Annotated in this window: 25 protein-coding genes and 1 tRNA gene; 10 read left to right on the top strand and 16 right to left on the bottom strand. The window is 59.5% G+C overall.

Annotated elements, in window-relative coordinates:
- Positions 1-76 precede the first annotated feature (76 nt).
- Both DX908_RS12540 and DX908_RS12535 read left to right on the top strand, forming a co-directional pair.
- Positions 77-153, top strand: a tRNA-Pro gene (locus tag DX908_RS12540).
- Between the two features lie 206 nt (positions 154-359).
- Complete coding sequence (locus tag DX908_RS12535; protein WP_116392650.1) at positions 360-683, top strand: hypothetical protein; 324 nt, start codon at positions 360-362, stop codon at positions 681-683.
- Here DX908_RS12535 and DX908_RS12530 read toward each other — a convergent pair whose 3' ends face one another.
- From DX908_RS12530 to DX908_RS12500, 7 genes are all read right to left on the bottom strand, one after another.
- Positions 684-1,130 carry a YHS domain-containing (seleno)protein gene (locus DX908_RS12530; protein ID WP_116392649.1) on the bottom strand — a complete coding sequence of 149 codons (447 nt, stop codon included), beginning with the start codon at positions 1,128-1,130 and terminating at the stop codon, positions 684-686. It abuts the gene before it with no gap.
- Positions 1,131-1,185: 55 nt separating this feature from the next.
- Complete coding sequence (locus DX908_RS12525; protein ID WP_116392648.1) at positions 1,186-2,853, bottom strand: NAD+ synthase; 1,668 nt, start codon at positions 2,851-2,853, stop codon at positions 1,186-1,188.
- 8 nt (positions 2,854-2,861) lie between these two features.
- Complete coding sequence (locus DX908_RS12520) at positions 2,862-4,028, bottom strand: DegT/DnrJ/EryC1/StrS family aminotransferase (protein ID WP_116392647.1); 1,167 nt, start codon at positions 4,026-4,028, stop codon at positions 2,862-2,864.
- 1 nt (position 4,029) lies between these two features.
- Positions 4,030-4,968: a Gfo/Idh/MocA family protein gene (locus DX908_RS12515; RefSeq protein WP_116392646.1), complete on the bottom strand. Its 939-nt coding sequence runs from the start codon at positions 4,966-4,968 to the stop codon at positions 4,030-4,032.
- 56 nt (positions 4,969-5,024) lie between these two features.
- Positions 5,025-5,618, bottom strand: coding sequence for a hypothetical protein (locus DX908_RS12510; RefSeq protein WP_147303797.1), 594 nt, complete (start codon positions 5,616-5,618; stop codon positions 5,025-5,027).
- A complete protein-coding gene (locus DX908_RS12505; RefSeq protein ID WP_116392644.1) occupies positions 5,608-6,966 on the bottom strand; it encodes a class II 3-deoxy-7-phosphoheptulonate synthase in 1,359 nt (452 codons plus the stop codon). Before DX908_RS12505 ends, DX908_RS12510 begins: the two co-directional genes overlap by 11 nt.
- 76 nt (positions 6,967-7,042) lie before the next feature.
- On the bottom strand, positions 7,043-8,443 hold the full coding sequence (locus DX908_RS12500) for an amidohydrolase family protein (RefSeq protein WP_158548749.1): 1,401 nt from the start codon (positions 8,441-8,443) through the stop codon (positions 7,043-7,045).
- Positions 8,444-8,655: 212 nt separating this feature from the next.
- Between DX908_RS12500 and DX908_RS12495 the strand changes: the two genes are divergently transcribed.
- The 5 genes from DX908_RS12495 (at position 8,656) to recG (ending at position 13,392) form a co-directional block, all read left to right on the top strand.
- Positions 8,656-9,024, top strand: coding sequence for a hypothetical protein (locus tag DX908_RS12495; protein WP_158548747.1), 369 nt, complete (start codon positions 8,656-8,658; stop codon positions 9,022-9,024).
- On the top strand, positions 9,021-9,212 hold the full coding sequence (locus DX908_RS12490) for a helix-turn-helix transcriptional regulator (protein ID WP_116392641.1): 192 nt from the start codon (positions 9,021-9,023) through the stop codon (positions 9,210-9,212). Before DX908_RS12495 ends, DX908_RS12490 begins: the two co-directional genes overlap by 4 nt.
- A 93-nt stretch (positions 9,213-9,305) precedes the next feature.
- Entirely contained in the window at positions 9,306-10,451 is a 1,146-nt protein-coding gene (locus tag DX908_RS12485; protein ID WP_116392640.1) for an MBL fold metallo-hydrolase, read from the top strand.
- Between the two features lie 43 nt (positions 10,452-10,494).
- On the top strand, positions 10,495-11,262 hold the full coding sequence (locus DX908_RS12480; protein ID WP_233508723.1) for a TerB family tellurite resistance protein: 768 nt from the start codon (positions 10,495-10,497) through the stop codon (positions 11,260-11,262).
- Positions 11,263-11,301: 39 nt separating this feature from the next.
- Complete coding sequence (gene recG, locus DX908_RS12475) at positions 11,302-13,392, top strand: ATP-dependent DNA helicase RecG (protein WP_116392638.1); 2,091 nt, start codon at positions 11,302-11,304, stop codon at positions 13,390-13,392.
- A 3-nt stretch (positions 13,393-13,395) separates the two neighbouring features.
- On the opposite strand, the gene DX908_RS12470 is transcribed toward recG, so the two are convergent.
- The 9 genes from DX908_RS12470 to DX908_RS12440 all read right to left on the bottom strand — a co-directional run bounded on the left by DX908_RS12470 (position 13,396) and on the right by DX908_RS12440 (position 22,749).
- A complete protein-coding gene (locus tag DX908_RS12470) occupies positions 13,396-14,127 on the bottom strand; it encodes a hypothetical protein (RefSeq protein ID WP_116392637.1) in 732 nt (243 codons plus the stop codon).
- A gap of 152 nt (positions 14,128-14,279) precedes the next feature.
- Positions 14,280-15,050 (bottom strand): DUF502 domain-containing protein, encoded by a 771-nt coding sequence (locus DX908_RS12465; RefSeq protein WP_116392636.1) that lies wholly within the window; start codon positions 15,048-15,050, stop codon positions 14,280-14,282.
- A gap of 123 nt (positions 15,051-15,173) precedes the next feature.
- Entirely contained in the window at positions 15,174-16,562 is a 1,389-nt protein-coding gene (gene ntrX / locus DX908_RS12460) for a nitrogen assimilation response regulator NtrX (protein ID WP_116392635.1), read from the bottom strand.
- Complete coding sequence (locus DX908_RS12455; RefSeq protein ID WP_116392634.1) at positions 16,562-18,844, bottom strand: sensor histidine kinase; 2,283 nt, start codon at positions 18,842-18,844, stop codon at positions 16,562-16,564. Before DX908_RS12455 ends, ntrX begins: the two co-directional genes overlap by 1 nt.
- Positions 18,845-18,942: 98 nt before the next feature.
- Positions 18,943-19,983 (bottom strand): tRNA dihydrouridine synthase DusB, encoded by a 1,041-nt coding sequence (gene dusB, locus DX908_RS12450; protein ID WP_116392633.1) that lies wholly within the window; start codon positions 19,981-19,983, stop codon positions 18,943-18,945.
- 56 nt (positions 19,984-20,039) lie between these two features.
- A complete protein-coding gene (locus DX908_RS16675; RefSeq protein WP_267895863.1) occupies positions 20,040-20,162 on the bottom strand; it encodes a hypothetical protein in 123 nt (40 codons plus the stop codon).
- Between the two features lie 74 nt (positions 20,163-20,236).
- Positions 20,237-20,404, bottom strand: coding sequence for a hypothetical protein (locus tag DX908_RS16345; RefSeq protein WP_158548745.1), 168 nt, complete (start codon positions 20,402-20,404; stop codon positions 20,237-20,239).
- 110 nt (positions 20,405-20,514) lie between these two features.
- Entirely contained in the window at positions 20,515-20,985 is a 471-nt protein-coding gene (locus tag DX908_RS12445) for a YybH family protein (protein WP_116392632.1), read from the bottom strand.
- 84 nt (positions 20,986-21,069) lie between these two features.
- A complete protein-coding gene (locus DX908_RS12440) occupies positions 21,070-22,749 on the bottom strand; it encodes an electron transfer flavoprotein-ubiquinone oxidoreductase (RefSeq protein WP_116392631.1) in 1,680 nt (559 codons plus the stop codon).
- A gap of 151 nt (positions 22,750-22,900) precedes the next feature.
- Between DX908_RS12440 and DX908_RS12435 the strand changes: the two genes are divergently transcribed.
- Genes DX908_RS12435 through DX908_RS12425 form a run of 3 tightly spaced genes read left to right on the top strand, consistent with a single transcriptional unit; the run spans position 22,901 to position 25,653 of the window.
- The gene (locus tag DX908_RS12435; RefSeq protein WP_158548743.1) at positions 22,901-24,268 is read left to right on the top strand and encodes an alpha/beta hydrolase family protein; all 1,368 of its coding nucleotides are present in this window, start codon (positions 22,901-22,903) and stop codon (positions 24,266-24,268) included.
- 15 nt (positions 24,269-24,283) lie between these two features.
- Positions 24,284-24,817 (top strand): GNAT family N-acetyltransferase, encoded by a 534-nt coding sequence (locus DX908_RS12430; protein ID WP_116392629.1) that lies wholly within the window; start codon positions 24,284-24,286, stop codon positions 24,815-24,817.
- Positions 24,814-25,653: a uracil-DNA glycosylase gene (locus DX908_RS12425; RefSeq protein WP_199564704.1), complete on the top strand. Its 840-nt coding sequence runs from the start codon at positions 24,814-24,816 to the stop codon at positions 25,651-25,653. The genes DX908_RS12430 and DX908_RS12425 overlap by 4 nt, the downstream gene beginning before the upstream one ends.
- Positions 25,654-25,657 lie beyond the last annotated feature (4 nt).

Raw genomic sequence — 25,657 nt, 5'->3', positions numbered from 1 at the left:
CCCCGCTGCCCCGCTGGTGCTAAGCGCGGCGCCTCGCAGAAAGGCGCCTGTCGTCACCTGCGAAATCCCGTGTGTCCGGAGTGTAGCGCAGCCTGGTAGCGCACTTTACTGGGGGTGAAGGGGTCGTCGGTTCGAATCCGGCCACTCCGACCACGGGTTTCAACTCCCTTCATTTCTCCAATACCGTGCGCCTCACATGACAATTCCGTCATGATATTAAGCGCTTGCTGGAAACTGCACTGCAGCAATGACAAGGAACTGTTACAACTTTATGTTAACCAATGGGTATGGGGGGCCTTCTGCGGAACAATTGACGCTGTTGGCGCATTCGTTCTGTAGGGCCACAGGAGAGAAATCAGATGGTAATCCGGAATCGTCTTTCGCAAGCGATTGCTGCTGCTTGCGTAATTGGGCTGCTTGGCGTGAGCACTGCCAGTGCCGCACAACCTGGTCGGGGCGCAGCTCCGCGCGAGGTCAAAACCGAGCCTGAAGGGCTGGTCAACATTCTCGATGACTGCATCTTCCCGCTTCAGAAGCTCGTCGCGGAAGGCACCGTGTCTCCCAACCAGACGCTGGCGTCTGTCGGGATCCCCGGCTGCCAACGTCCGGGTGCGGAGAATGTGACGGTTGGCCAAGCGCTCACTGAGCTTTATGTGCCGCGCCAGTTCGGCGTCTCACCCTGATCAGCGGTCTAGGATGCCGGGCCAATTGGCGTTTGCGTTTGCAATCTGGCCCGGAATATCTCTGCTCCACTTTGCCTGAATATTGCCGTTGAAATTGAAATAGAGCTTGCCGGCCACGACCGTCGCAAAGCGCGGATCGCCTTTGGCAAGGTAGCCCTGCGCGACGGCCCAGGCGCAATAGCCGCCATATTGGGGCGCATAGGCAGCCGGGTCTTTCTCGAAGCGTTTGAGATTTTCAGCCGAATTAAACTGCCAGACAGCGCCATTATAGCGGGTCGTATATTCCGCTGACCCGCGCATCGCCTCGCCTTCAAAGAAACTGACGACGTCATAGCCGCCTGCAGCAAGATCGCTGCCGGGAACGGTGTAGACGGGCGGCTTTGCTGCAAAAGCGGGGCCTGCGAGGGCAAAGCTGAAAATGGCGGCCAGAAAAGCAAGGCGGGTCATGGGAAATCCTTTCGGGAACTATACTCCCCTATTCGGCCCATCCGCTTCAAGGGTTTCACTCAATCGGGTCACGCCAGCGATTGAGAATGGGATAGCGCCTGTCCCGCCCGAAATTCTTCGACGTGACCTTTGGCCCCGGCGGCGCCTGACGCCGTTTGAACTCCGCGCGGTAAAGCAGCCCCTGCACCCGCTGGACAGTCGCAGCATCATGCCCGCGCGAGATGATCTGCGGAAAGGAAAGCTCTTCCTCGATCAACCCATGAAGGATGTCGTCAAGCACCTCATAAGGCGGCAGCGAATCCTCGTCTTTCTGGTCCTCGCGCAGCTCAGCGGAGGGCGGTTTCGTGATGATCCGTTCAGGGATCACCATGCCGGCAGGCCCCAGACCTTGCGCAACGAGGTTCTCATTCCGCCAGCGCGCAAGCGAGAAGACCTTCGTTTTATAGACATCCTTGATCGGATTATAGGCGCCGTTCATGTCGCCATAGAGGGTTGCATAGCCGACGGCCATTTCGGACTTGTTGCCCGTTGAGAGCATCAGCGAGCCAAACTTATTGGTGATCGCCATCAGGGTCGTCCCCCTGATCCGCGACTGAAGGTTTTCCTCGGTCTCATCGGGCGGCAGATCGCCGAAGAGCGGATCGAGCATGGAGGTGAGCGCGGTCACGGCCTCTTCGATGGGCACGATATTATACCTCACACCGAGCGCTTCGGCGCAGGCCTTCGCATCTTCAAGCGAATGATCGCTTGTATAGCGCGAGGGCATCATCACGCAGCGGACATTCTCCGGCCCCAAAGCATCGGTCGCAATGGCAGCGACCAGAGCCGAGTCGATACCGCCCGACAGGCCGATCACCACCCGCTCAAAACCGCTTTTGCGAATATAATCGCGCGTCCCAAGGACGAGCGCGGGATAGGTCAGGGCCTCTTCTTCAGGCCATTCGGCAGACGGCCCGTCGATGCAGACAAGGCCCCCTACTTCCTTCTCCCACAAGGTCGGATAGAGGCCTTCCTCAAACAGGGGCGCACAGCGCGTCGTCTCATCTGTCTGCATGACGAAGGCTCCGCCATCGAAGACGAGTTCATCCTGACCGCCGACCTGATTGACGAAAATCAGCGGCAGGCCGGTTTCCCGAACTCGCGCTTCTGCCTGAAACAGGCGCTCGCCATGGCATGTCCGCCGGAACGGGGAGCCATGGGGGGCAATCAGAAGCTCCGCCCCCTGTTCTTTTAACTCATCGGCCGTGTCCGGATACCACATATCCTCGCAGGTCATGAGGCCAATCTTAACGCCCTTGAAGTCGATCGGCGGTGTCACACTCTCCGCTGACTGAAAAGTGCGCGGCTCGTCAAAGACCCCGTAATTGGGCAGCTCACGTTTGCGGGCCGCAGCGATGATCTTACCGTCTGCGCAGAGCACGGTCGCATTGAAGGGCCGCTTGTCGTGGCTTTGAGCATCGGGCCACGGGCTGCCGATAATGATGGCAGGGCCTGATGCCGTCTCTTTGGCAAGCTCCGAGACGGCCGCACGGCAGGCCGCCGCGTAACTCGGCCGCAGCACCATATCCTCGGGCGGATAGCCGGAGATCACCAGCTCCGGGAAGACAATGAGATCCGCATCCGCTGCCTCGGCCCGCGCCGCCCGGATCCGCTCCATGTTCTCATCAATGCCGCCAACGGACGGATTGAGCTGTGCGAGGACGATGCAGAGCCGGTCAGTCACGGCGTCTCCTAAGCTGCTTTATATGACGCGAGCAGGGCTTCGCAGACGAAATCCGTCTGCTCTTCGGTCAGATAGGGATGCATTGGCAGGGAGAGAACCCGTGAGGTTGCCTTCTCCGCATTGGGCAGGCCGCTTTCGGGGGCAAATTCCGTGAACGCTTCCATCTGATGCAATGGGGTCTTGTAATAAATCGCCGTCGGCACACCGATCTCGTTCATCTTTTCACGGACAGTATCGCGTTCATCGATCTGAAGAGTGTAATAGCCGTAGCCGCTCTCCGTACCGTCCGGGATGGACTGCAGCTCGGCGATATTGCCGAGCCGCGCGTCATAGGTGCGGGCCACTTTCTTGCGAACCTCAAGCTCGTCCCAGAAGATCGCATTCTTCTCAAGCAGAACGGCGGCCTGGAATGTCGCCATACGGCCATTGATACCGACCCGGACGGAATTGGCGCGTGCTTCATCGGTGCCGTGCCAGCGGATCGAGGTGCACCATTCCGCCACCTCATCATCATTGGTGAAGGTCGCGCCGCCATCGCCATAGGCGCCGAGCGATTTGCCGGGGAAGAAGCTGACACCGGTGATCGGCGTGATGTTGCCAACCCAGTTGCCAGATTGCTTGCCGCCAAAGCTCTGTGCGCCATCGCCCATCACGCGCATATTGTGTGCCGAGGCAATCGCGCCGAGGGCCGGGTAATCCGCTGGCACACCGAAGAGATCAACCGCAAGGACCATGCGCGGCGTGAGGCCTGCGGCCTTTGCTTCATCAACCCGGCGCTCAAGATCCTTCGGACACATATTGAGTGTATAAGGATCGATATCGACAAAGACCGGCGTTGCGCCCGCCACCAGCACGGCATTGGCCGTCGCGTTATAGGTGAAGGCCGGAATAAAGACCGCATCGGCCCGTGTCATCTGCATGCCCATCATCGGGATGATCAGGGCATCCGTTCCGGAGCTGCAGGCGATACAATGTTTGGCGCCGGTTTTCTGGGCGAGCGTCTGCTCAAGCTCGTCGATTTCAGGACCGGCGATGTAGCGGCCATGATCCAGCACCGCGATCAGGCGCTTCTCCACCCGGTCGCGAATGACCTTTTGCTGCGCCTTCAGGTCGATAAAGGCGATGTTTCCCACACGAGATTCACGTTCCAGCGCGAGATTGTTGACAGCGTTCATCTTATTGGTCCTTGAGAGCCGCCATTGCGGCATTTTCAATCATCAGTGCAAGAGAAAGCGCCCGGCGCCCGGCCCGGCCCCCAACTGTCGGCTCGCTCCCGGTACGGACGGCTTCGAGGAAAGTCTCGGTGCCATGCGCCAACGGATCGGCCAGCGCCCTAGGCTTGTCGTCGCTGCCAAAATCAACCGGCAAAGGGGTTGAGGTCGTGTTCGTCGTCTCGCGCTTGAGGAAATCGAGGACGATCTCCCCCTCACCAAAAACAAGACCCAGATCACGATTTGGGTTTTCTTCAAGGCGCGATGCCGTCAACTGCGCCCTGATCCCGGATGACGTCAGAAGAGCGACATCGACATAATCAGCAAGATCACCATGCTCCGCCCGAACATCAAGATGCGTGATCTCGGCTGTGTCGGTATCGGCGAGAAGCGCGAGGAGATCGAGGTCATGGATCATCAGATCAAAGACGACCGAGACATCCATGGCCCGCCCGGAAAATTTGTTGAGACGCCGCGAGCGGATTTCCGTCGGCGCCCCGCGGTCAAAAAGCCCGAACGCATCCGCGACGTAGCGCTCCTGATGCCCGACCTGAAGAACGCAGCCCTTTTCCTGTGAAAGGGCGATCAGCCGGTCCGCGACATCCAGGTCGAGAGAAATCGGCTTTTCGACAAGCACATGTTTGCCCGCCATCAGCGCCTTCTCGGCCAGCGCCCCATGTGTGCTGGCCGGCGTTGCGATGGTCACAACGTCGATCAGGCTGAGAAACTCATCGAAATCATCTGTGCCGACGGCACCATGCTTCGATGCGCCTTCCTGAGCGCGCGTCAGGTCGACATCATAGATGGCAGCAAGGTCAGCCCCCGCCGCTTCGGCATATTTATTGGCATGATAGCCGCCAAAGACGCCTGCCCCAGCGACCCCGGCCCGCAAATTCGTACTCATGAATACGCTTCTAAACCAGCCGTGCTGCAGTGCACATCAAGCCATGTTACCGCGCGTTACTTGGTAGGTTCCTCAGGCGGTGTGGGAATGGGTGACCCCGGCGGCGGGCATCCCCGCTCGGCGCCGACACCTTTGAGATATGTCCGGCGCAACAGCCCGCGCTGATAGGCAGCCCGTACCTTTTTCTCATAGGCGGTGGCGCCAGTCGCCCGGCGGACAAGGCTGCGGAAGGGGATGAAACCGGTCGAGGCATCCTCAACAGCGTTGAGTGCCATATCTGCCGTCCCTTTTCCCAACTTCTCAGATCTTGATGCCTTTGCCTTGAGCACATCTTCATCCGGTCCGAGCACGGCGGAAAGAGCCGTCACTTCCTCGATGATCAGCTCACAGCCCTCCGCACTTATAGGACCATAAACGGCAGTGAGGTCGATCAGGATCTGCGGGATTTCCTCCCGGCGGATATTGAGATCCTCCGCAGGCGCCAGAACGGCATCGCCGAGCCCGTCGCGACTTTCCTTGACAGCGACTTCTGCGCCCTTGCCGACTTCACTGTCTTTTCGCGTGGCACAGCCAACGAGCGACAGCGCGATCAGTCCGGCAACGATGATCTGCTTTTTCACATCACTCCCCGATCGAAACTTAGCCGCCATTCGACCGGTCCTCGCGCAGTTTCTCGGCGAGGATGAAAGCAAGTTCGAGCGCCTGGCTGGCGTTGAGCCGGGGATCGCAATGCGTGTGATAGCGGTCGGAGAGATCCTCTTCGGAAATGTCCTGCCCGCCACCGATGCATTCGGTCACGTCCTGCCCCGTCATCTCGAAATGCACGCCGCCGGGATAGGCGCCCTCGGCACGGCAGATGTCAAAGAACTGAGCGATCTCAGAGCCGATATCGTCAAAGGCGCGCGTCTTGTAGCCGGTCGAGGCCTTGACCGTATTGCCGTGCATGGGATCGGACGACCAGACGACATGGCGCCCCTCTTCCTTCACCTTGCGGACGAGTTTGGGCAGGCCGTCGCCGACCTTGCCCGCGCCAAAGCGGGAGATAAGCACCATGCGGCCCGGCTCATTTTCCGGGTTCAGAATATCGATCAGCTCTATCAGTTCATCGGGATCAAGCGACGGCCCGCATTTGAGGCCGATGGGGTTTTTGATCCCCTTGCAGAATTCGATATGCGCGCCATCCGGCTGGCGCGTGCGGTCCCCGATCCAGACCAGATGCGCGGAGGTATCATACCAGTCGCCGGTCGTTGAATCCTTCCGCGTCATCGCCTGTTCATAGCCAAGCAGCAGCGCCTCGTGGCTGGTGAAGAACTCAACCTCCGTCATGGCGCGGGCCCCTGCAGAGGTAATCCCGCAGGCATCCATGAAGGCCATGGCATCAGAAATCTTGTCCGCAAGCTGACGATAGCGCTCGCCTTGCGACGCGCCCTCGACAAATTCGAGGGTCCAGCGATGCACATTGCGCAGGTCGGCATAGCCGCCCTTTGCCAGCGCACGGATCAGGTTGAGCGTTGCGGCGGACTGGCCATAGGCCTGAAGCAGGCGCTGGGGGTCCGGCGCGCGGGCATCCGCTTCGAACGCCATGCCGTTGATGTTGTCCCCGCGATAGCTCGGCAGGGTCACCCCGTCCTGCGTTTCGGTCGGCGCCGAACGCGGCTTGGCGAATTGCCCGGCGATACGGCCAACCTTCACGACCGGCATCGCTGCGCCATAGGTCAGCGCCACCGCCATTTGCAGCAGCACGCGGAACGTGTCGCGGATATTGTCGGGATGGAATTCCTTGAAGCTCTCCGCGCAGTCCCCGCCCTGAAGCAGGAACGCCTTGCCCATCGCCACATCCGCGAGCCGCGATTTGAGGCTGCGCGCCTCCCCCGCAAAAACGAGTGGCGGATAGCGGACTAGCTCGGTCTCAACGGCCGCAAGGGCCTCCGGGTCAGGATAATCCTCCGGGATATGTTTTGCCGGCTTTGCGCGCCAGCTATCAGGGCTCCAGGTCATGACTTGCCGTATTTCTTCCGCGAGCGAAGACGCTACATTCCCTCGCGGTCGATCACAATCCAAGAGTTCTGATTGGTTAGTTAAGGCTGCTGAGGGCACTTTCCCGCACGGCCGCCGCATCATGCGACATTCCATCCGTCACGACGTGGACGACTTTGCGAATGGCGGACATGTCAGTGAGCGGGTCCGCGGAGAGAAAAACGATATCCGCTTCATATCCCGGCGCGAGCCTGCCGGTGCTGTCCCCCAGCCCCATGATATCGGCTGCGCCACCGGTCGCCATGTCGAGAACTGTCCAGGCATCCAGCCCGGCATCGATATGCAGGGCCATTTCATGGGCCATGTAGACGCCGCCCGAATTACTGTCCGTGCCGATCATCATCGGGATGCCAGCCGTCTCAAGACGCTGCACGAACTCATGAACGCGCGGCCAGACAGTACGGGCTCGCTCGTAATCCTCCGGCGTCCAGCCATAGGCTGCGCCTGCAAGGAATTGCTTCATTGCGGTCAGCGATTCCGGGTGAGTGAATTTCGCATCCTCTTCCAGCAGCACCCCGGACAGATCGTCCGTATTGTAGATGAGCTCATTCACCGAGAGGGTAAGATTAAGCGCAACGCCGTGATCTTTAAGTGCACGGACCATCTCGGTGAATAACGGGCCGTCATAATCCACCATCTCAAACCAGACGTACGCGGGTTTCGAGCTGAGCCCATAGGAGGCGTCTTTAAGATAGGCTTCTCGTTGGTCTGGTTCGATAAGATCCGGACTGGTCGGCAGAGCGTGCTCCATTATCTCAACACCAAGATCAGCCGCCTTGGTCCAGCTGACAGCATCGAGATGAGCGATGGGGATCAGGCCATGAGCTTTCGCGGCACGCACTCCCTCGCCAAGCTCTTCCTCCGTAAGCGATGTATAAAGCTTGAAATAGGTCATGCCGAGATCGGCCTGGCGGGCGGCTTCCCGATCCCATTCCTCCGGGGACTTGGGATAAGCGAAGGCTGCGCCGGTAAAGGGCGGCGGCTGAATGACCGCGCCGGCATGAAGGGCCTGTGGCCCGATCCACTCACCGCTGGCGACCTTTTCGTCATAAGCAGCATTTGCCACAGGATCCCCGCCGGGATTGCGCACCGTCGTCACGCCAAAGCCGATCGCAATTTTTGCATGAAACTCGGTGATGGCATCAACGCTCTCAATGGTCACGCGCGGCGCACCATCGACAACCTCAAGCTTATGCGGCCCCGCCGTGATGTGCGCATGACCATCGATCAGGCCCGGCAGGCCGTATAGGCCGCTCATGTCGTAGCGCTCGGCAAAGTCACCTTGAGGAGGAGTGCCCTGCCCCATTTCGACAATCGTCCCATCCCGGACGATGAGCCAGGCGTCCTCAACTCGCTTCTGCCGGTCTGGATCGAGCCGGGTGAAGCCGGAATAAAGATCTGCGTCCTTGTAGTTTTGCGAAGCGGTACAGGCCGACATGAGAAATGCCAGCAACAATAGTATCAAGATGAAATGACGGGGCATGAGAACTCCGGGCTTTGATTGTCAAGTCTCCTTGACAAAACACCCCATCACCCGATTGTCAAGCACACTTGACATTTTTGTCGACGGATTGCATGTCCGCAGCTCCAGATATGCCGGAAAACCTCATGCCTCAGCCCGCCGAAAACGAGCCCGCCCCCATTCCTCCGATGAAACGATCACTGATCGAAGGCGTCTTTGCATTCCTGTTCGTGTCAGGCATTCTGGGAGCGGATCGTTTCCTTGAACCAACCACGCCTGCCCCCGTCATCGCTGCCTTCTTGCTCGTGATGGCTCTTATTCTGACAGCGTGGTTTGGATCTTACGTCATCATTTTGCGGCGGCTTGATGAGCTGATGCGCGCGCTTGAAGTTCAGTCTCTTGCGATCAGTTGCGGGATCACCATGTGGTTTCTCACGCTTTGGGGCGTGGCAAGCTTCCTCACCCCGCTTCCCGATCTGCCGCTCATTTTCATCGCCCCGTTCACTGCCGGAGTTTACGGCGCCGTGCGCTTCGTGCTCGCCATCGCTTACAGATGAAGAGCCGGATCAAGGAACTGCGCGCCGAACGGGGCTGGAGCCAGGCCGTGCTGGCCGAAGAACTGGGCGTTTCCCGGCAGACCGTGAACGCCATCGAGAAAGAAAAATACGACCCTAGCCTGCCGCTCGCCTTCAAGATCTCGCGGCTCTTCGGCCTCTCCATCGAAGAGATTTTCGAGGAAGACTAACATCTTTGTCACTGCCCGGTGGGGGAGCCAGTCCGCTTTCTATCTCTTATAAGGAGACCACCTCGATAACAGTGTCCAGGATGAGGAGTCCCCATGTCCCCGATTTGCACGGCCATTGCCGCCAGCCTCTCCACGCTCATGCTCCACCCTGCTCCCACGAGCATCACAGCGAGCCTGCAGCAGGCTGAAACTGAGCGCGCCGATCTTGGCGGTGGGCTCTATATGCTGACCGGCAATGGCGGGAATATCCTGTTCTCGACCGGGGATGACGGCACTTTTGTTGTCGACAGCCAATTCGCCAATGTGGCCGAGCAGAACCTTGAGCTCATTAAGGAAGTTTCGGACGGGCCCATCGTCTTTGTTCTGAACACTCATTTTCACGGCGACCACACGGGCGGCAACAAGGCGTTCTATTCAGAAGGTGCGACCATCATCGCGCATGAGAATGTCCGCAGCCGGCTTGCCAACACGCCCGAAGCCCGCGCCATCGACACGGACACATTCCCGGTCATCACCTTCTCGGAGAACACGACATTTTACTGGAACAGTGATGAGTTCCGCGTGATGCATGCAGCAGATGCGCATACGGACGGAGATGCCTTCCTTTATCTGCCCAAGTCCAATGTCATCCATACAGGTGATCTGATGTTTGCTGGGCGCTATCCTTACGTTGATCTCGGCTCAGGCGGCTCGGTTGGCGGCGCCATTTCAGCGCTGGAGGCGATTCATGATCTGGCCGACAAGGACACCCGCATCGTCCCCGGACATGGGCCCCTTTCCAGCCGCGATGACGTTGCGGCAACGATCACCATGCTTCAGGCGACCCGCGCGCTCGTCCGTGCCGAGATGATGAAGGGCCTCTCCCGCGATGAGGTCATCGCTGCCGACCCGCTGGCCGAATATAACGGCACATGGTCATGGCGCTTTATCGATGGCGACCGCATGACCGGCACGCAATTCGATGATCTGATGGCAACGGATGCGGAAGCGAAAGCCGCCGTTGACGCCGGGCCTGCCAAAGAAGCCAAAGCGGTCCCGGCCAGCGCCACCAAAGTCACCGCCTCGTCCGACGCGATGATCAATGATGATGATCCCCAGACAGCAACGACGCGGCTCGAAGCGGCGCAGGATGAAACGGAGCAGGCCGTGAACAAGGCGCGCAGCCGTGCGGCTGAAGTGATCGAAGACCTCACCAAGATCGAGAGTGACAGCGAGGACGCGGACGACCCGCAGCAATGATGAGTTCACTGTCTCGCTCTGAGGAATGGCCCGCGTGACGGCGATGCCGGAAGACACGCAGCGGCTCGACAAATGGCTGTGGTGTGCCCGCATTTTCAAGACGCGGGCACTCGCAGCCAAGGTCATCTCAGGCAAGGGCGTCCGCATTACCCGCAATGGCAGGACGGATCGTACCGGCAAGCCGGGCTTTTCTGTCCGTCCGGGCGACACGGTCACTTTCACGAAAGAAAAATCCATCCGGATACTGGAGATTACCGGGCTTGCTGAACGGCGCGGGCCTGCCGCAGAAGCGCAGAAGCTTTATATCGATCACAGTGAAATTCTGTCGCAAAAGACGCCCCCAACAGAACAAAGGACTTTCATGCTGGATAAACTCTTTGCCCGTTTTCGCCCTTCTGAAGATGTCGTGGAAGACGAGAACGCCAATCTCAAAAGCGCCGTCGCCGCGCTCCTCGTTGAGGCCGCGCGCGCCGACGAAGAGTATACGGATGAAGAGCGCTCCCTCATTGATGAGATGCTGAAAGCCCAGTTTTCCCTCTCGCCGGAAGAAGCTCTCGCCCTGCGGACCAGCGCCGAGGAGGCGCAGGCCGCCGCGAACGACATGTATGGCTTCAGCCGGGTCGTGAAACAGGATCTCGACCGCGACGGCAAGATGAAGCTGATCGAGGACATGTGGGTCATCGCCCTCTCCGATGCAGAGAAGGCCCCTTATGAGGAAATGATCATCCGCCGACTGATCGGCCTCATCTATCTTGAGGATTCAGATTCCGCTGTCGCCCGTCAGCGCGCCGCAGCGCGGCTGGGCCAATAGAGGTGACGAAGCGGCCCGGACGGCGCTAAAAGCGCTTCCATGCGGCCCTCGATCCTCAATCCGCTTTTTGCTGATGTCTCCTCCTTACGCGGGGTGGGGCCAAAAATTGCTGCGCTGATGTCCAAACTGGCCGGGCCGCGGATCATCGATCTGCTGCTCCAGCCGCCCGTCGGGTTTATCGACCGCTCCTATCGCCCCAAACTGGCAGACGCCGAACCGGGCCGTGTAGCGACCGTTGAAGTCAGGATCGACAAGCATCAGGCGCCGCCGGGCAACCGGAAATCCCTGCCCTACAAGATCATCTGTTCGGATGAGACAGGCTTCCTGACGCTTGTCTATTTCCATGCGCGGGCTGACTGGCTTGTGCGGTCATTGCCGGAAGGCAGCACACGTCTCATCAGCGGCAAAATCGACCTCTATGACAGTGAACGCCAGATCACTCATCCGGATTATGTCGCGAGTGCTGATGAGGGCGGCATCCCGCCGGGCGAAGCCGTTTATCCACTGACCGCCGGGCTGACGGCAGCCGTCTACCGGAAAGCCATCGGCGACGCCCTGACCCGCGTCCCGGACCTGCCTGAATGGCTCTCTGAAGAAGAAGCCGCGCTGTTGCCCGCATGGAAAGAGGCAATCCGGACACTGCATAATCCTATATCTTCTCTTGAGCTTAGCCATGAAGCCACGCACCGCCAGCGGCTGGCCTATGATGAGCTTCTCTCGAACCAGCTGGCGCTCGGTCTGATCCGTCATCGCCGCCAGAAAATGGCGGGCCGGTCCCTGATGGGAGACGGCTCCCTGACAAAGCCTGCCAGAAAGGCTCTGCCCTTTGCCCTGACCGGTGATCAGGAAAAAGTCCTAACCGAGATCGAAGAAGACATGTCCGCCCCCTCGCGGATGGTGCGGCTCGTTCAGGGCGATGTCGGGTCCGGCAAAACCATGGTCGCGCTCCTTGCCATGCTGCGGGCTGTCGAAGCCGGCGCGCAGGCGGCCCTGATGGCCCCGACAGAGATTCTGGCCCAGCAGCATTACGAGACGATTGCGCCCTATTGCGACAAGCTTGGCTTGACGACGGCCCTCGTGCTTGGCCGGGACAAGGGACCGGCCCGCGCCGCAACCCGTTCGGGTATCGCCAAGGGTTATGTGCAGATGGTCATCGGTACGCATGCCCTCTTCTCCTCGGATGTCGAATTCTCCGACCTCGGACTTGTCGTCGTTGATGAGCAGCACCGTTTCGGGGTCAGCCAGCGTCTGTCGCTGCAGGACAAGGGGCGCCGGGCCGATGTCCTTGTCATGACGGCAACGCCGATCCCGCGCACGCTGGCCCTCACGACCTATGGCGATATGGAAGTCAGCCAGATCCGGGAGAAGCCGCCGGGCCGGAAACCCGTGACGACCCGCGCCCTGCCCCTTGAGCGTATAGAGGACGTCATCTCCGCCATCGGGCGTGCACTTGAGAAAGGCGATCAGGTCTATTGGGTCTGCCCGCTGGTCGCCGATACCGAAATGCTCGATCTGACATCCGTCGAGTCGCGAACTGCCGCGCTCACCGACCGCTTCGGGGATCGGGTCGGCATGGTACACGGACAGATGAAGGCGGAGGAAAAAGACGCCGTCATCGAAGCCTTCTCGCGGGGCGAGATTGCCGTGCTGGTCGCGACCACTGTCATCGAAGTCGGGGTCAATACGCCGAACGCCACCGTCATGGTGATCGAGCATGCCGAGCGTTTCGGGCTTGCCCAGCTCCACCAGCTACGCGGCCGGGTTGGCCGGGGCGAGAAGCCCTCAAGCTGCCTCCTCCTCTATTCGACAGGCGAGAGCGGCGTGCTCGGTGAGACGGCGAAAGCGCGGCTCAACATTCTGCGAGAGACAGAAGACGGGTTCCGGATCGCGGAGGAGGATCTTCTGCTGCGCGGCCCCGGCGATGCGCTGGGGACGGCTCAGTCCGGCCTGCCTGATTTCACCATCGCCGATCTGGGCCGTGACGGCCGTCTCCTTGAGAAAGCGGCAGCAACAGCTCGCACGATCATCGAAGAAGACCCGGATCTGGAAACAAAAAAAGGAGCAGCGCGACGGCTGCTCCTTTATCTCTACGGCCAGGATGACGCGGTGAAACGTCTCAGAGCCGGATAATCTTTATGCGGCAGCAACACGCTGCTGGCGACGGCGCCACCCGACGAGGCCACCTGCGAGCAGAAGACCAGCCGCTGCGAAACCGATCGGTTCGGAAACTTCGGTCGTGTTGCGATTGGCAATGTCGTACCAGCTTTGCAGACCCGGATCGTAAGCCTTGATCTTGCCGCGACGTGTGCGGAACTCATCAAGAGCCGTGAAGTGGATCCAGGCGCCGAATTTCTCGCCAAAGGAAGCGCCGGTCCAGTTCGGGCCGAAGGTGCCAGGCGCCAGTTCAGTAATCGAAAGGTTGTTGATTTCGATTGTCAGGCCATCCGCATCACCGGTGACGTTCAGGACGTCATAGTAAGTGGTGATGTAGGAGCCATAGCGCTTGAAAGAGTTCGGACCGAAAGAGCTGCTGCCTGAACGGCCGTCATATTTGTAGACGTAAAGGTCGCCGCCTTCGAAATCCATGTAGAAGATCGCGAGTTCGTTACCGATGCCCTTCGGGTTCGCACCCGGGCTCAGCACAAACCAGCCGCCATTGGCCGCAACGCCGGCAGGCGATTTGCCAAGCTTGGCCTTGAAGGAAATTTTCTCGTCCGTGTCGTAAGACACAGAGAGATATTCCAGCTGGCCGACATCGGCCTTCTGATTGGAATCGGTGATCGTGTAATTATACACAGTGCCTGCTTGGGCCGTCGCAAACAGCGCCATGCCAGCGGCAATAAGGATACTCAAAACGCGTTTCATGTCTCTACTCGCACAAGAGGTTTACAGAAAGTTACCGTACGCAACCCCTGATGTGCAAGATGAATGCCCGGTTAAGGGCCGCTTTTCTTTGGTTAATCCCCGGATTTTTATAGTTAAATGCGTGACTTACCCGCCTGACGGGCATGTTGCGGTCAGGCTTCCCGGTTCCCGTTCGAGTTTTTACGCCCCAGAAAGCGAAATCCCTTGCCCGAATGCCCGTTTGTGGTGTCGGACGGCAACGGCGTCGGCGCATCTGGATCATATTGGGGCGCCACAAGGCCGGCCGAGAAGATCATTTTCGCTCCATCCTCAACGCTCATCTCCAATGGCCGCAGTTTTGAGCGCGGCACGAAGAGCAGAAATCCCGAAGTGGGATTGGGTGTGGTCGGCACGAAGACATTCGTCATGTCATCGCCGATGTCTTTCAGCCCGTGACGGACTTCCCCCTTGGTCGAGGTCACAACGAAACAGATCGTCCACAAGCCGGGGCGCGGATATTCGATCAGCGCCACTTCCTTGAAGGATTGCTCTGACTGCTGCAGCGCCATTTCAAAGACATTTTTGAAAAAGCCGTAGAGGTTGCGGACGACCGGCACGCTGTCGAGCACGCGCTCACCGAAATTGATGAAGAACTGGCCGATGAAGTTCTTGGCCACGATCCCCAGCAAAATCAGGAAGATAACGGCAACGAGCACCCCGAAGCCCGGGACAATCGAGACTTCCTCAAGGAAGGGCGGCAGCCAACGCTGGGGGATCTTGTTCTGAACGAAAACATCGAGCCGGGCGAGCGGCCCGGTGATCAGCCAATAGATCACTGCGAAGGTGATCAGCAGCGGCGCCGCGATCACGACCCCCGTCAGGAAGCTGTTGCGGACGGACGCGAAAAATCCCGGCTTGTGAATTTTCGGTGCAGGCGCTGACATGGGCACTCATTATCCGTTGAGCAGCTTCCCCAGAGGAAGTGGCGATGGTCGCTGCCTTTTGCCCCGCCAGCGTTAATATGCGGTGCGCAGCCGTCCGGGGCAACCGAGGCTTTTGCGCCTCCCCTATTCTTCCTTGCCGCCGCTATTGACCTTGAGGGCTTTCAGCTTCCGGTGAAGGGCCGAGCGTTCCATGCCGATAAAGGCCGCCGTGCGGGAGATGTTCCCGGCAAAACGTGCGATCTGCGCCATCAGATATTCACGCTCGAACCGCTCCCGCGCCTCGCGCAAGGGAAGAGAGATGATCTGCTCGAGGCCATCTCCAACGGGGAAGACAGGTCCTGAGCGGACGACTTCCTCGGGCAGTTCCTCGAGTGCGATGGCCTTGCGCTCATCGCGGCCCGACAGGATCAGGGTCCGCTCGAGCACGTTTCTGAGCTGCCGGACATTGCCGGGCCAGGCATAGGTCTGGAGAGCGGCCCGCGCCTCTTCTGTCAGCTGCCGGCGGCAGAAACCTGATGTGTCTGCGATCTGGCGCAGGAAATGCTCTGCCAGAAGGCCGATATCTTCACGACGCTCCGCCAGTGATGGCGTCGTCATTTTGACGACGGCGAGACGATGATAAAGATCCGTACGGAACGCGCCTGTTTCTGCAGCAGCCAGAAGATCACGGGACGTCGAAGACACAATCCGCACATCAACGGCAACAGGCGCAACGCCGCTCACCCGCATGAAACGCTGATCGACGAGAACGCGGAGGATCTTGGTCTGAGTCTCAAGCGGCATGTCGCCAACTTCGTCAAAAAGAAGTGTGCCGCCATGCGCCTTCTCGAGAAGTCCGATGACATGTGGCCGTCCATCTTCGCCCTCGATGCCGAACAGGGCTTCTTCCATCCGGTCAGGCTCGATCGTCGCGGCACTGACGACCACGAAAGGCCGCTCCGCGCGCGAGGACTGTTTATGAAGCTCGCGCGCCACCATTTCCTTGCCGGAGCCAACTGGACCTTCGATCAGCACACGAGAGCGAGCATCCGCGACCTTGTCGATCGTCGCACGAAGACCCGACATCAGATTACTGTCACCGATCAACGTCAGCTCGCTTGACCGTTCCCGGAGGTCGGTATTCTCACGGCGGAGCTGCGCAAGCTCCAGCGCGCGCGCGACCGTGATCATCAGCTTGTCGGCATTGAACGGCTTTTCGATGAAGTCGTAGGCGCCCTTACGGATCGCTGCGATGGCCGTCTCTATCGTGCCGTGTCCTGAAATGACGATGACCGACAAATCAGGATGCATGGCTTTAAGCTCATCGAGGATGGCGAGACCATCAAGCTTTGAGCCCTGCAACCAGATATCAAGAATGACCAGAGAAGGGATCCGGTCACGGACGGCCGCAAAGACAGCGTCACTATCCGCAGCGGTACGCGGATTATACCCCTCATCCTCGAGAATCCCCGCGACCATTTCGCGGATATCACGTTCGTCATCGACGACCAGAATATCAACTGATGAAACCATCAGGCTTCTCTCTCCATTTGAGCTGATTGTTCACTTACAGGCGCTTCATCCGCCTGCGTCTCAGTTACGTCCTTGCTGCTCTCTTCAGCAGCAGGCGCGGGAAGAATGATTCTCGCAATGGCGCCGCGATTTCCGTCACTCGCCCGGTCGATCAGCGCAAAGCTGCCGCCATGTTCCTCAACCGCCTTGCGGACAATGGCGAGGCCAAGCCCCGTCCCTTTCGCCCTTGTGGTCATATAGGGCTCGGTCAGGCGGGAGCGGTCTTTCTCGGGCAGTCCCCTGCCATTATCGATGACATCGAGGCGGACTTCGGTACCGTCCGTCTCCAGCGCGATGATGATCTGGCCCGGCTCTCCGATATCGCCTTCAATGATCGCCTCGACCGCGTTCTTCACAAGATTGACGACCGCCTGCCCCACCAGCCGGCCATCGCACACGGCCACAACCGGCTCATCAGGGATCTCGAATTTGAATTCGATATTGGGGTTCGCGACAGAGAAAGAAAATGCCGAGGACCGCGCGATTTCCCGCAGGTCGACATTCGCAAGAATAGGTTCCGGCATCCGGGCAAAGGAGGAGAACTCATTCACCATGCGGCCGATATCGCCGACATGCCGGATAATTGTCTCCGTACAGAGATCGAAGACCTCTCTGTCCTCGCCAAGCTGCTTGCCGTAACGGCGCTTCAGGCGCTCTGCCGAGAGCTGGATGGGTGTCAGCGGGTTCTTGATCTCATGGGCGATCCGGCGCGCCACATCACCCCATGCCGCGTTCCGTTGGGCCGAGATCAGCTCGGTAATATCATCAAGGGTGATCAGGAAGCCGGAAGGCTGTTCAGGATCATCTGGACTGATCCGCACATTGATGATCCGTGATGTGCCGCCCCTTGATAACTCGATCTGGTCGCGCACATCCTGACCGGTCAGCGCCTTTGCCTGCTCCATCAGTCCATCAAGCTCGGGCAGGACGTCTGAGATATCTGCACCATTGACCCGGCCCGGTGCGGCCCCAAGCAGGCGCTCCGCTGACGGATTGGCAAGAGCCACACGACCGTCATTGCGGACATTAAGGACGCCCGCGGGCACACCGGAAATCACCGTCTCAATGAAACGCCGCCTTGCATCTGACTGCTCATGCGCCGCGATCAGATCATCGCGCTGCCCGGCCAGCTGGCGGGTCATCTCATTAAACGCTTCGCCCAACTCCCCAAGCTCGCCATCGCCTTTGCGGATTTCCACCCGGCTGGTGAGATCGCCTTCGGAAACCGCGCCTGCTGCCGTCGCCAGACGCCGCACCGGCCCGATGATCGCATTGGCGACAATGATCCCGATCCACATCGCGCCGAGCAACAGGAGAACCATGACCAGCCCATAGCCTATGGCGAAGGTCCGGCTGAGTTCGGCAAGCCTTGTCTCAACTTCGTTCGTCTGGTCACGGAATTGCCGGACCTGAAGCAGCTGCTCTGCGATGGCCGGGTTCTCAGCCTTATAGGCGACGATGAAATAGCCCTGCGGGGTATAATAGAGCGCATACCACGCATCGAAGGTGTTCCGGTCATTGGCGTCGAACTTGTAGGGAATGGCGCCCGGCGTGCTGACATCATCGAAATAGGCTTTAGGCGGCAGGCGGTAGTGCCCGCCCGGCAGGCGGCTCACCTCCATGACGACATTATAGTCGCGATCAAGAATGGTGATGCCGGAGAGATTTCTCAAAATGGCCTGACCGAGAAGATATTTGCGAAAGCCCACGGGCTGCGCTTCCGGCGTCAGGCCGGTTTGTGCCTGTAAGGATAAATCGGTCGCCATCTGGACGACTTCCGGCCCGAGCTTTCGGGACTCGGAGGTGAAATAGCCATTGGCGAAGTCCCGCGCGACGAGGTTTGCCTCGGTCACCCGGTCAACGAAATACTCATCCGAGAACGCTTTGAGGACGGTCCCCGTCAGCGCAAAGGCGATGATCGCCGGCAGAACGCCGACAACGATCAGCAGGGTGACGAACCGCTTGTGCAGCTTTGCGCCGCGCAAGCCCGCCCTCGACCCTTTGAAGACATCGATGAGGTTCGCGACAACCACGACCGACAGCGCGACCGAGAACATGACCACCAGCGCGAAGACAGCCGTGATCGAACGCGGCACGCCCTCGACGAAGTGAACCATCGCATAGGCTGTGATCCCGAAGATGACGGCGCCAAGTGCGGCCAATGCCAAAAAGAGCGTCCCGCTCTTCATGGTGCGGTCGCCAATCTGTGCTTTCGTGCCGTCCGTATGAGCTTTCTTGCTCACCCTGCCTCTTCAGACCGATCCGAATGTCACCATGACGAGCGTGTCACCCGCGCCACAGCGTTGCCAAAGCGCAACAGTACATCCTCCCGCAGGACGTGTCACGCAGCTTTTGTGGAAATATCGCCCTGATTTTCGCTGGCAAGGCGGGACAGGATGTCGATGACCTCGTCCGGGTTTTCGCTACGGCAAAGCTGGCTCCGCAGGGACGATCGCTCTTCCGCTTCCCACGCGGCAGGCGCATGAGTGATAAAGCCCGAAAGATGCTTGCGGGCCGTCCGCACGGCCAGCCGCACCCCGGCCTCTTCGCCCCGGCCATGGCCCTCGGCATAATGGGTGAGTGTGTCTTTATATAGGTCCAGCACCTGCCGGGCCTGAGATGCCAGATCCGGGATCGACATCTCTCCGCCTTCATCGAGCGCTTTTGCCAGCGCCCCCGGCAACCAGGGCCGCCCTTCGGCAGCGCGCCCGACCATCACGCCATCGGCACCTGAGAGCCGGAGCGCTTCGCGGGCCGTTGAGGCATCACAGATATCACCATTGACGATCACAGGGATCGAAACCGCTTCTTTGACCACGCGCACGGCGGCCCAGTCTGCAGTCCCCTTGTAGAATTGCTGGCGGGTCCTTCCATGAACGGTCAGCATCTTCACGCCTGCCGCCTCGGCCCGCGCGCCCAACTCTGCTGCATTGAGGCTGTCATGGTCCCAGCCCAGCCGCATCTTCAGGGTCACAGGCTTTGTCGTCCCCCGGATGACAGCTTCGATCAGCGTGAGGGCGTGATCGAGATCTCGCATCAGCGCCGAGCCGGAGAGATGCCCCGTCACCTTTCGAGCCGGACACCCCATATTGATATCGACAATGTCGGCACCATTCGCCTCGGCAATGCGCGCGCCCTCTTCCATCCATTGCGCCTCACGACCGGCAAGCTGAATGACATTCGGCGTGATCGCTTCATCGGTTGCAGCGCGCAGGACAACATCCGCGCGCGAGCGGACCAGATCCTCAGAGGCCACCATTTCAGATACAACCATCCCCGCCCCGGCTTTCGCGACCGCGCGCCGGAACGGCAGGTCGGAAATCCCCGACATGGGCGCAAGCAGCACCGGGTTTGTAAGGATATGCGGTCCGATGACGATCATCGGAGCCCACTAGGGCAAAAAAGCTAATTTGGCCAATGGGCTCAGGAATCCGGGGGTCAGGCTAAAACGCCGAAAATGTTCGCAGCCAGCTGCATTGTCGCCTCAGCAAGGGACGGCAGAACCGCAATCATCACCGCGACCAGAATGACGAACGCATAACTGAATAAAATCTGTACCATGATAAAAACTCCACACCATACGCCGCCAGCTGTCTCTGGTTGAACGCATGATGCGGGAATTGGTTCTCAACGGCTCAGCAGCCGGCGCCTTTGCCAGCATTCGACATACAGATGACCCCGGCGGAGAGCTGGCTCTCAACTTCCTTGCCAAGCGTCGATGTCGCTTCGGATACGGCGGGCGCCAGCGTTGCCAGCGCAAACAAAAAGCAGGTGATGAATATCGTCGTAAAAAAATTGGTCATGTCAGACCCCCTTGGAGCATCGGGCAGCGCGCCTCTCACTCGCGCCGGTGATGACAGGGTTACCGCAGGCTAACCCTGTTAGCTGTGACGGGGATCACAGGTGAGTGCGGTTACTCAGCTTCACCGTCAGGCACATAATAGAGGTTCGAGGCGAGGACTTTCCACTCGCCTTCCTCCCGCGCATAAAAACCGGCGGCCGAAAAATGCACATCCCGGCGCGTCCCGTCAGGATTTTCGATACTCTCGATCGCGTTGTATCGCAGAAGGGCCGTATCGCCTCGGACCACCACATCGATCGGCGTGAATTCAAAGTCGACAATCCTGACCCCTGTCGCCATATAGTCAGCTACGGCCTGCATATGCTCATCGCGCGGACGGATTGTCTCTGCGCCCAGCCGCCAATAGCTCCAGTCCGGATGATAGCCCTCCGCCCAGGCATCGAAGTCATCATTGAGGGCAAATGGGCCTCGTGAGGCCAGATCAATGATTTCCTGCTGCTCTGGCGTCCAGCGCGGCTCCTCGGCAGCCTGAACGGATGTCACCGCAAGCAGGCCACAGAGTATAATGTTCGCAAGAGTCATGCTCTCCCCCTTTATTCTGACCACACTTGTAGCCAGAGGGGATTCAGACGGCGACTAAAGTTTTGGTGACTTCTGGGAAGGAGGTCACATATTCGGATAGTTCGGGCCGCCGCCGCCCTCAGGCACGGTCCAGACGATATTCTGTTCGGGATCCTTGATATCGCAAGTCTTGCAGTGGACGCAGTTCTGCGAGTTGATCTGGAACTTCGTCTCCCCGCCTTCCTCAATATATTCGTAGACCCCGGCCGGGCAGTAGCGCTGGGATGGCCCCGCATATTGCGGCAACTGCACCCGCGTCATCATCGAGGGGTCTTTGAGCTTCAGGTGAATGGGCTGGTCTTCTTCGTGGTTGGTCGCGGAGAAAGACACATTGGTCAGTTTGTCGAATGTCAGGACGCCATCCGGCTTCGGGTAGTGAATGGGTTTGTGCTTGGCCGCTTTCTCGAGGCTCTCCGCATCGGTCTTGCCGTGCTTGAGCGTACCGAAAAGAGAGAACCCGCCGAGCCGTGTACTGATCGACAGATCGAGTCCGGTCAGAGCGAGCGCCCCGAAGATCGTGCCGTATTTGGACCAGAGCGGCTTGGCGTTCCGCACCTTGTGCAGCTCGGCACGCACCCATGAGTGATCATAGGCCCGCTGATATTCGACAAGCTTGTCGGCCTGCCGCCCTTCACCAACGGCAGCAAAGGCAGCTTCCGCCGCCATCATGCCGGTCTTCATCGCGTTATGATTGCCCTTGATGCGCGGCACATTCACAAAGCCTGCAGAGCAGCCGATCAGCGCGCCGCCCGGGAATGTCAGATCGGGCACAGACTGGAACCCACCCTCGGTAATTGCCCGCGCGCCATAGGCCACCCGCTCCCCGCCTTCGAGGATCGGCGCGATCTCAGGATGCGTCTTGAAGCGCTGGAACTCCTGATACGGAGAAAGATACGGGTTCTTGTAATTGAGGTGGACGACGAAACCGACCGAGACGAAATTCTCGCCGAAATGATACATCCATGAGCCGCCGCCCGTTGAGTTATTCAGCGGCCAGCCGAATGTATGTTGGACAAGGCCCTTCTGGAATTTCTCATCCGGCACGACCCAGAGTTCCTTGAGCCCGATGCCGTATTTCTGCGGCTCCTTGCCTTCATCAAGACTGAATTCGGAAATTACCTGTTTGGATAGAGAGCCGCGCACCCCTTCGGCCAGAAGGGTATAGCGTCCGCGCAGCTCCATACCGGGTTCATAGGATGCCTTGTGCTCGCCATCCCGGCCAATGCCGGCTTCGCCAACGATCACGCCAGCGACGGAATTATCGTCATTCCGGATGAGCCGCGAGGCCGCCATCATCGGATAGACCTCAACGCCCATCGCCTCTGCCTTTTCGGCGAGCCAGCGGCAGACATTCCCCATACTGACGGCATAACAGCCATGGTTTTTGAGCATGTCGGGCATCGCGCAGACCGGCAGCGGCATGGAGCCTGCCGGGCCCATATACATGAACTTCTCTTTGATGACGGGCGTATCGATCGGGCAGTCAGCGTCTTCGCGCCAATCGGGCAGCAATTCATCGAGCGCTTTCGGGTCGAGCACGGCGCCTGAAAGAATATGTGCACCGACCTCCGAGCCTTTTTCAACGACAACGACCGAAATCTCGCGGCCCGTTTCGGCCTCAAGCTGCTTCAGCCGGATCGCCGCCGACAGCCCTGCCGGCCCGGCCCCGACGATGACCACATCGAATTCCATGCTCTCACGGTCGACGGGCATATCATCATACATGGGCGGTTCTCCCGATATCTTTGCTTTGAAATCCTGCGAGGATTATGCGTCCTCGCGCGCAAGCACAATGTGCTATGTCCGCACGCCCCCTTGGCAGAATTGTGGTGATGTCCTATATTTAGATAAATATCTAAATGATGGTGGGGATATCATGCGCCGAGCACTCTTCTTCCTTGTTGTTCTCAGTGGGTTTTTCAGCAGCGCATGGGCACGAGGACTGGACGATTATATCGGTGACTGGGCCGGGAATCTCGAGGTCGCACCGGGTGTCTCCCTGCCGCTGGTCCTTCACGTGACCGAGGCGGCGGGCGAATATGCCGCGTCTCTCGACAGCCCCAATCAGGGCGCCTTTGGCATGACGGCAAGCGACATCGCCCTTGAAGAAGATGGCACCATCAAACTCACCTTTGGTGACATCGGCGCGGTTTATACGGCCCACCTATCCGAGGATGGCACCGCGATGACGGGCAGTTTCGTCCAGAATGGCGCCAGTTTCGACCTCACCCTCGTGAAGGACGCAGAACCAACTGCGCGGATCCCCAGGCCGCAGGAACCGGGGGATGATCGTCCTTATCAGGAGGAAGAGATCACCTTTTCGTCCGAGGGCGGGCCTCTTCTGTCGGGCACCTTCGTCATCCCCGAAGGTAAAGGGCCATTCCTTACGGTCGTGCTGCTCAACGGGTCAGGTCCTCAGGACCGGGACGAATACCTCCCGCCCTTCGATCACAAACCGTTCCTTGTGCTCGCCGATCATCTGGCCAAAGCCGGGATTGCCAGCTTCCGGTACGATGATCGCGGCATGGGATCGAGCGAAGGCAGCTTTGCCTCATCAACCGTCAATCAGTTTGCCGGGGATGCTGCAGCAGCCCTCGCTCTCATCGAGAAGCGGCCCGAAGTCCGCAAGGCCGGATATCTGGGTCATTCCGAGGGCGGCGTCTCCGCTGGGCTGGCCATCGGTGAGTACGGCGCAAAACCGAAATTCGTCGTGACGCTGGCCGGCCCCTTCACGAATATCGGCGATGTCCTGATTGAACAGGCAGAGAGCATCACACTTGCCACAGGTGGAAGCGAAGCCGCGGCCAAGGCAGCCATGGCCCAGCAAAAGCTCTTCGTTGATGCGGTCGTAAATGCCGAAACGCCGGAAGCGGCCTGCCCCCTCATCCAGCTTTATTCGGCTAGCGTGCCAGCGGCACAACGTGACCAGATCATGCAGCTCTGCACGCCCTATTTCTGGTCCCTGCTTCGATCCGATCCAGCCCCGCACTACCGGGCCTATAAAGGGCCGGTCCTCGCGCTTTTCGGTTCAAAAGATGTGCAGGTTCTCGCAGACGTCCATGCCCCGATCGCCGAAGAGATTTTCAGGAAAAGAAAAGGCGCGGAGGTCATTGTCTTTGAGGGCAAGAACCATCTCTTCCAATCCGCTGAGACCGGCGCGATGACCGAATATGGGGAGATCGAAGAGACAATGTCCCCTGAGGTCATGGACAGAATTGCTGAGTGGATTGCCGACCGCCGATAGGGCTAAACTCACATCATGAGTGACACCCTGACCGCGGCCCCGCCCGCTCTTGAGATCCTGCCTTACGCGCCTGAACGAGCGTCCGATTTTGCGCGCATCAATGCTGAATGGATCGAGGAGATGTTCACGCTCGAGGATGTCGACCGCGAAGTCCTGAATGATCCTGAGGGGAAACTCATCAATCCCGGCGGCGACATTCTTTTCGCCGCCCTGCCGGACAACCGGATTGTAGGCGCGGGCGCATTACGGCCGCTTAGCCAAGGCATCTTTGAGCTGACCAAAATGGGCGTGACGGCAGAGGCGCGCGGCCACAAGGCGGGTGAAGCCCTGCTGGCGGCACTAATCGCCCGCGCGAGGGAGCTCGGTGCAACCGACCTCGTCCTCCTCACCAATTCAAAATGTGAGGCCGCGATCCATCTCTATGAGAAGCTCGGTTTCGTTCACTCGACGGACGTGAAATCGCTTTTCGGCAGCGCCTATTGCCGCTGTGATGTCGCCATGCGTTATGGCAGCGACTCGCTGACGCCTGCTGCTAAGGCGCATGCATGACCACCCAAATGAACGAAGCCCAGGCCCGTGCCCTGCTCGACTGGTATAAAGCGAGCGGCATCGACACAGCGGAAGCAAGCACCCCGACGGATTTCACCGAATGGCCGAAGACGCCGTTCCGTCTCGACCGGCCCAAGGCCGCCGCTCCTGCGCGACCTATCCCTGAAAAGGAAGCGCCGAAGCCGGTGCCGATCGCGGATACACCGTCTACGGATGAAGCCGTTGGCCTTGCGCAGGAAGCGGCCGATGGCGCGAACAGCATTGAGGGCCTCGCCGCTGCCATCGCCGCCTTCGAGGGCTGCCCCCTTAAAGCCGGCGCCCGCAACACGGTCGTTTATGATGGGATTATCAAGGCCCCGCTCCTGATCATCGGCGAAGCGCCGGGCCGCGAGGAAGACCGGATCGGCAAACCCTTTGTCGGCCGCGCCGGCCAGCTTCTGGACCGGATGCTCGCCTCGATCGGGCACTCCAGAAGCAGCGGGGATGAGCTCGGCGATACCTGCATCACCAATTCGGTTTACTGGCGCCCGCCGGGCAACCGGGCCCCGACCGAGGCCGAAAAGGCAACCTGCCTGCCCTTCCTGCGAAAATTCATTGAGCTGTCAGCGCCAAAGGTGATCGTCCTCACCGGCAATGTCTCGACCCAGTCGCTCTTCCCCGGGGCGCCCGGAATCACGCGCTCCCGCGGGACATGGCGGGAATGGCCGCTGGCTCAGGGCGGGACAGTGCCGGTCATGCCGATCTTCCACCCTGCCTATCTATTAAGGAGCCCGGCACAAAAACGGCTCGCATGGGCAGACCTTTTGCAGATAAGAGATCGGCTTTGCGCCACCTGAACGG

This window comes from Parvularcula marina, from assembly GCF_003399445.1.
Classification (GTDB): Bacteria; Pseudomonadota; Alphaproteobacteria; order Caulobacterales; family Parvularculaceae; genus Parvularcula; species Parvularcula marina.
Note: the sequence above shows the minus strand (reverse complement) of the source record. Positions and strands in the feature narration are given on the sequence as shown.

Excerpts from the sequence above, each read along its gene's own strand:
- DX908_RS12535 (WP_116392650.1), top strand. The coding sequence starts at position 360 with ATGGTAATCCGGAATCGTCTTTCGCAAGCGATTGCTGCTGCTTGCGTA.
- DX908_RS12520 (WP_116392647.1), bottom strand. The coding sequence starts at position 4,028 with ATGAACGCTGTCAACAATCTCGCGCTGGAACGTGAATCTCGTGTGGGA.
- dusB (WP_116392633.1), bottom strand. The coding sequence starts at position 19,983 with ATGATCGTCATCGGACCGCATATCCTTACAAACCCGGTGCTGCTTGCG.
- ntrX (WP_116392635.1), bottom strand. The coding sequence starts at position 16,562 with ATGGTTTCATCAGTTGATATTCTGGTCGTCGATGACGAACGTGATATC.
- DX908_RS12490 (WP_116392641.1), top strand. The coding sequence starts at position 9,021 with ATGAAGAGCCGGATCAAGGAACTGCGCGCCGAACGGGGCTGGAGCCAG.
- DX908_RS12485 (WP_116392640.1), top strand. The coding sequence starts at position 9,306 with ATGTCCCCGATTTGCACGGCCATTGCCGCCAGCCTCTCCACGCTCATG.
- DX908_RS12435 (WP_158548743.1), top strand. The coding sequence starts at position 22,901 with ATGCGCCGAGCACTCTTCTTCCTTGTTGTTCTCAGTGGGTTTTTCAGC.
- DX908_RS12510 (WP_147303797.1), bottom strand. The coding sequence starts at position 5,618 with ATGGCGGCTAAGTTTCGATCGGGGAGTGATGTGAAAAAGCAGATCATC.
- DX908_RS12470 (WP_116392637.1), bottom strand. The coding sequence starts at position 14,127 with ATGAAACGCGTTTTGAGTATCCTTATTGCCGCTGGCATGGCGCTGTTT.
- DX908_RS12480 (WP_233508723.1), top strand. The coding sequence starts at position 10,495 with ATGCCGGAAGACACGCAGCGGCTCGACAAATGGCTGTGGTGTGCCCGC.
- DX908_RS12515 (WP_116392646.1), bottom strand. The coding sequence starts at position 4,968 with ATGAGTACGAATTTGCGGGCCGGGGTCGCTGGGGCAGGCGTCTTTGGC.
- DX908_RS12505 (WP_116392644.1), bottom strand. The coding sequence starts at position 6,966 with ATGACCTGGAGCCCTGATAGCTGGCGCGCAAAGCCGGCAAAACATATC.
- DX908_RS16345 (WP_158548745.1), bottom strand. The coding sequence starts at position 20,404 with ATGACCAATTTTTTTACGACGATATTCATCACCTGCTTTTTGTTTGCG.
- DX908_RS12445 (WP_116392632.1), bottom strand. The coding sequence starts at position 20,985 with ATGACTCTTGCGAACATTATACTCTGTGGCCTGCTTGCGGTGACATCC.
- DX908_RS12530 (WP_116392649.1), bottom strand. The coding sequence starts at position 1,130 with ATGACCCGCCTTGCTTTTCTGGCCGCCATTTTCAGCTTTGCCCTCGCA.
- DX908_RS12425 (WP_199564704.1), top strand. The coding sequence starts at position 24,814 with ATGACCACCCAAATGAACGAAGCCCAGGCCCGTGCCCTGCTCGACTGG.
- recG (WP_116392638.1), top strand. The coding sequence starts at position 11,302 with ATGCGGCCCTCGATCCTCAATCCGCTTTTTGCTGATGTCTCCTCCTTA.
- DX908_RS12430 (WP_116392629.1), top strand. The coding sequence starts at position 24,284 with ATGAGTGACACCCTGACCGCGGCCCCGCCCGCTCTTGAGATCCTGCCT.
- DX908_RS12440 (WP_116392631.1), bottom strand. The coding sequence starts at position 22,749 with ATGTATGATGATATGCCCGTCGACCGTGAGAGCATGGAATTCGATGTG.
- DX908_RS12465 (WP_116392636.1), bottom strand. The coding sequence starts at position 15,050 with ATGTCAGCGCCTGCACCGAAAATTCACAAGCCGGGATTTTTCGCGTCC.
- DX908_RS12500 (WP_158548749.1), bottom strand. The coding sequence starts at position 8,443 with ATGTCGGCCTGTACCGCTTCGCAAAACTACAAGGACGCAGATCTTTAT.
- DX908_RS16675 (WP_267895863.1), bottom strand. The coding sequence starts at position 20,162 with ATGGTACAGATTTTATTCAGTTATGCGTTCGTCATTCTGGTCGCGGTG.
- DX908_RS12495 (WP_158548747.1), top strand. The coding sequence starts at position 8,656 with ATGAAACGATCACTGATCGAAGGCGTCTTTGCATTCCTGTTCGTGTCA.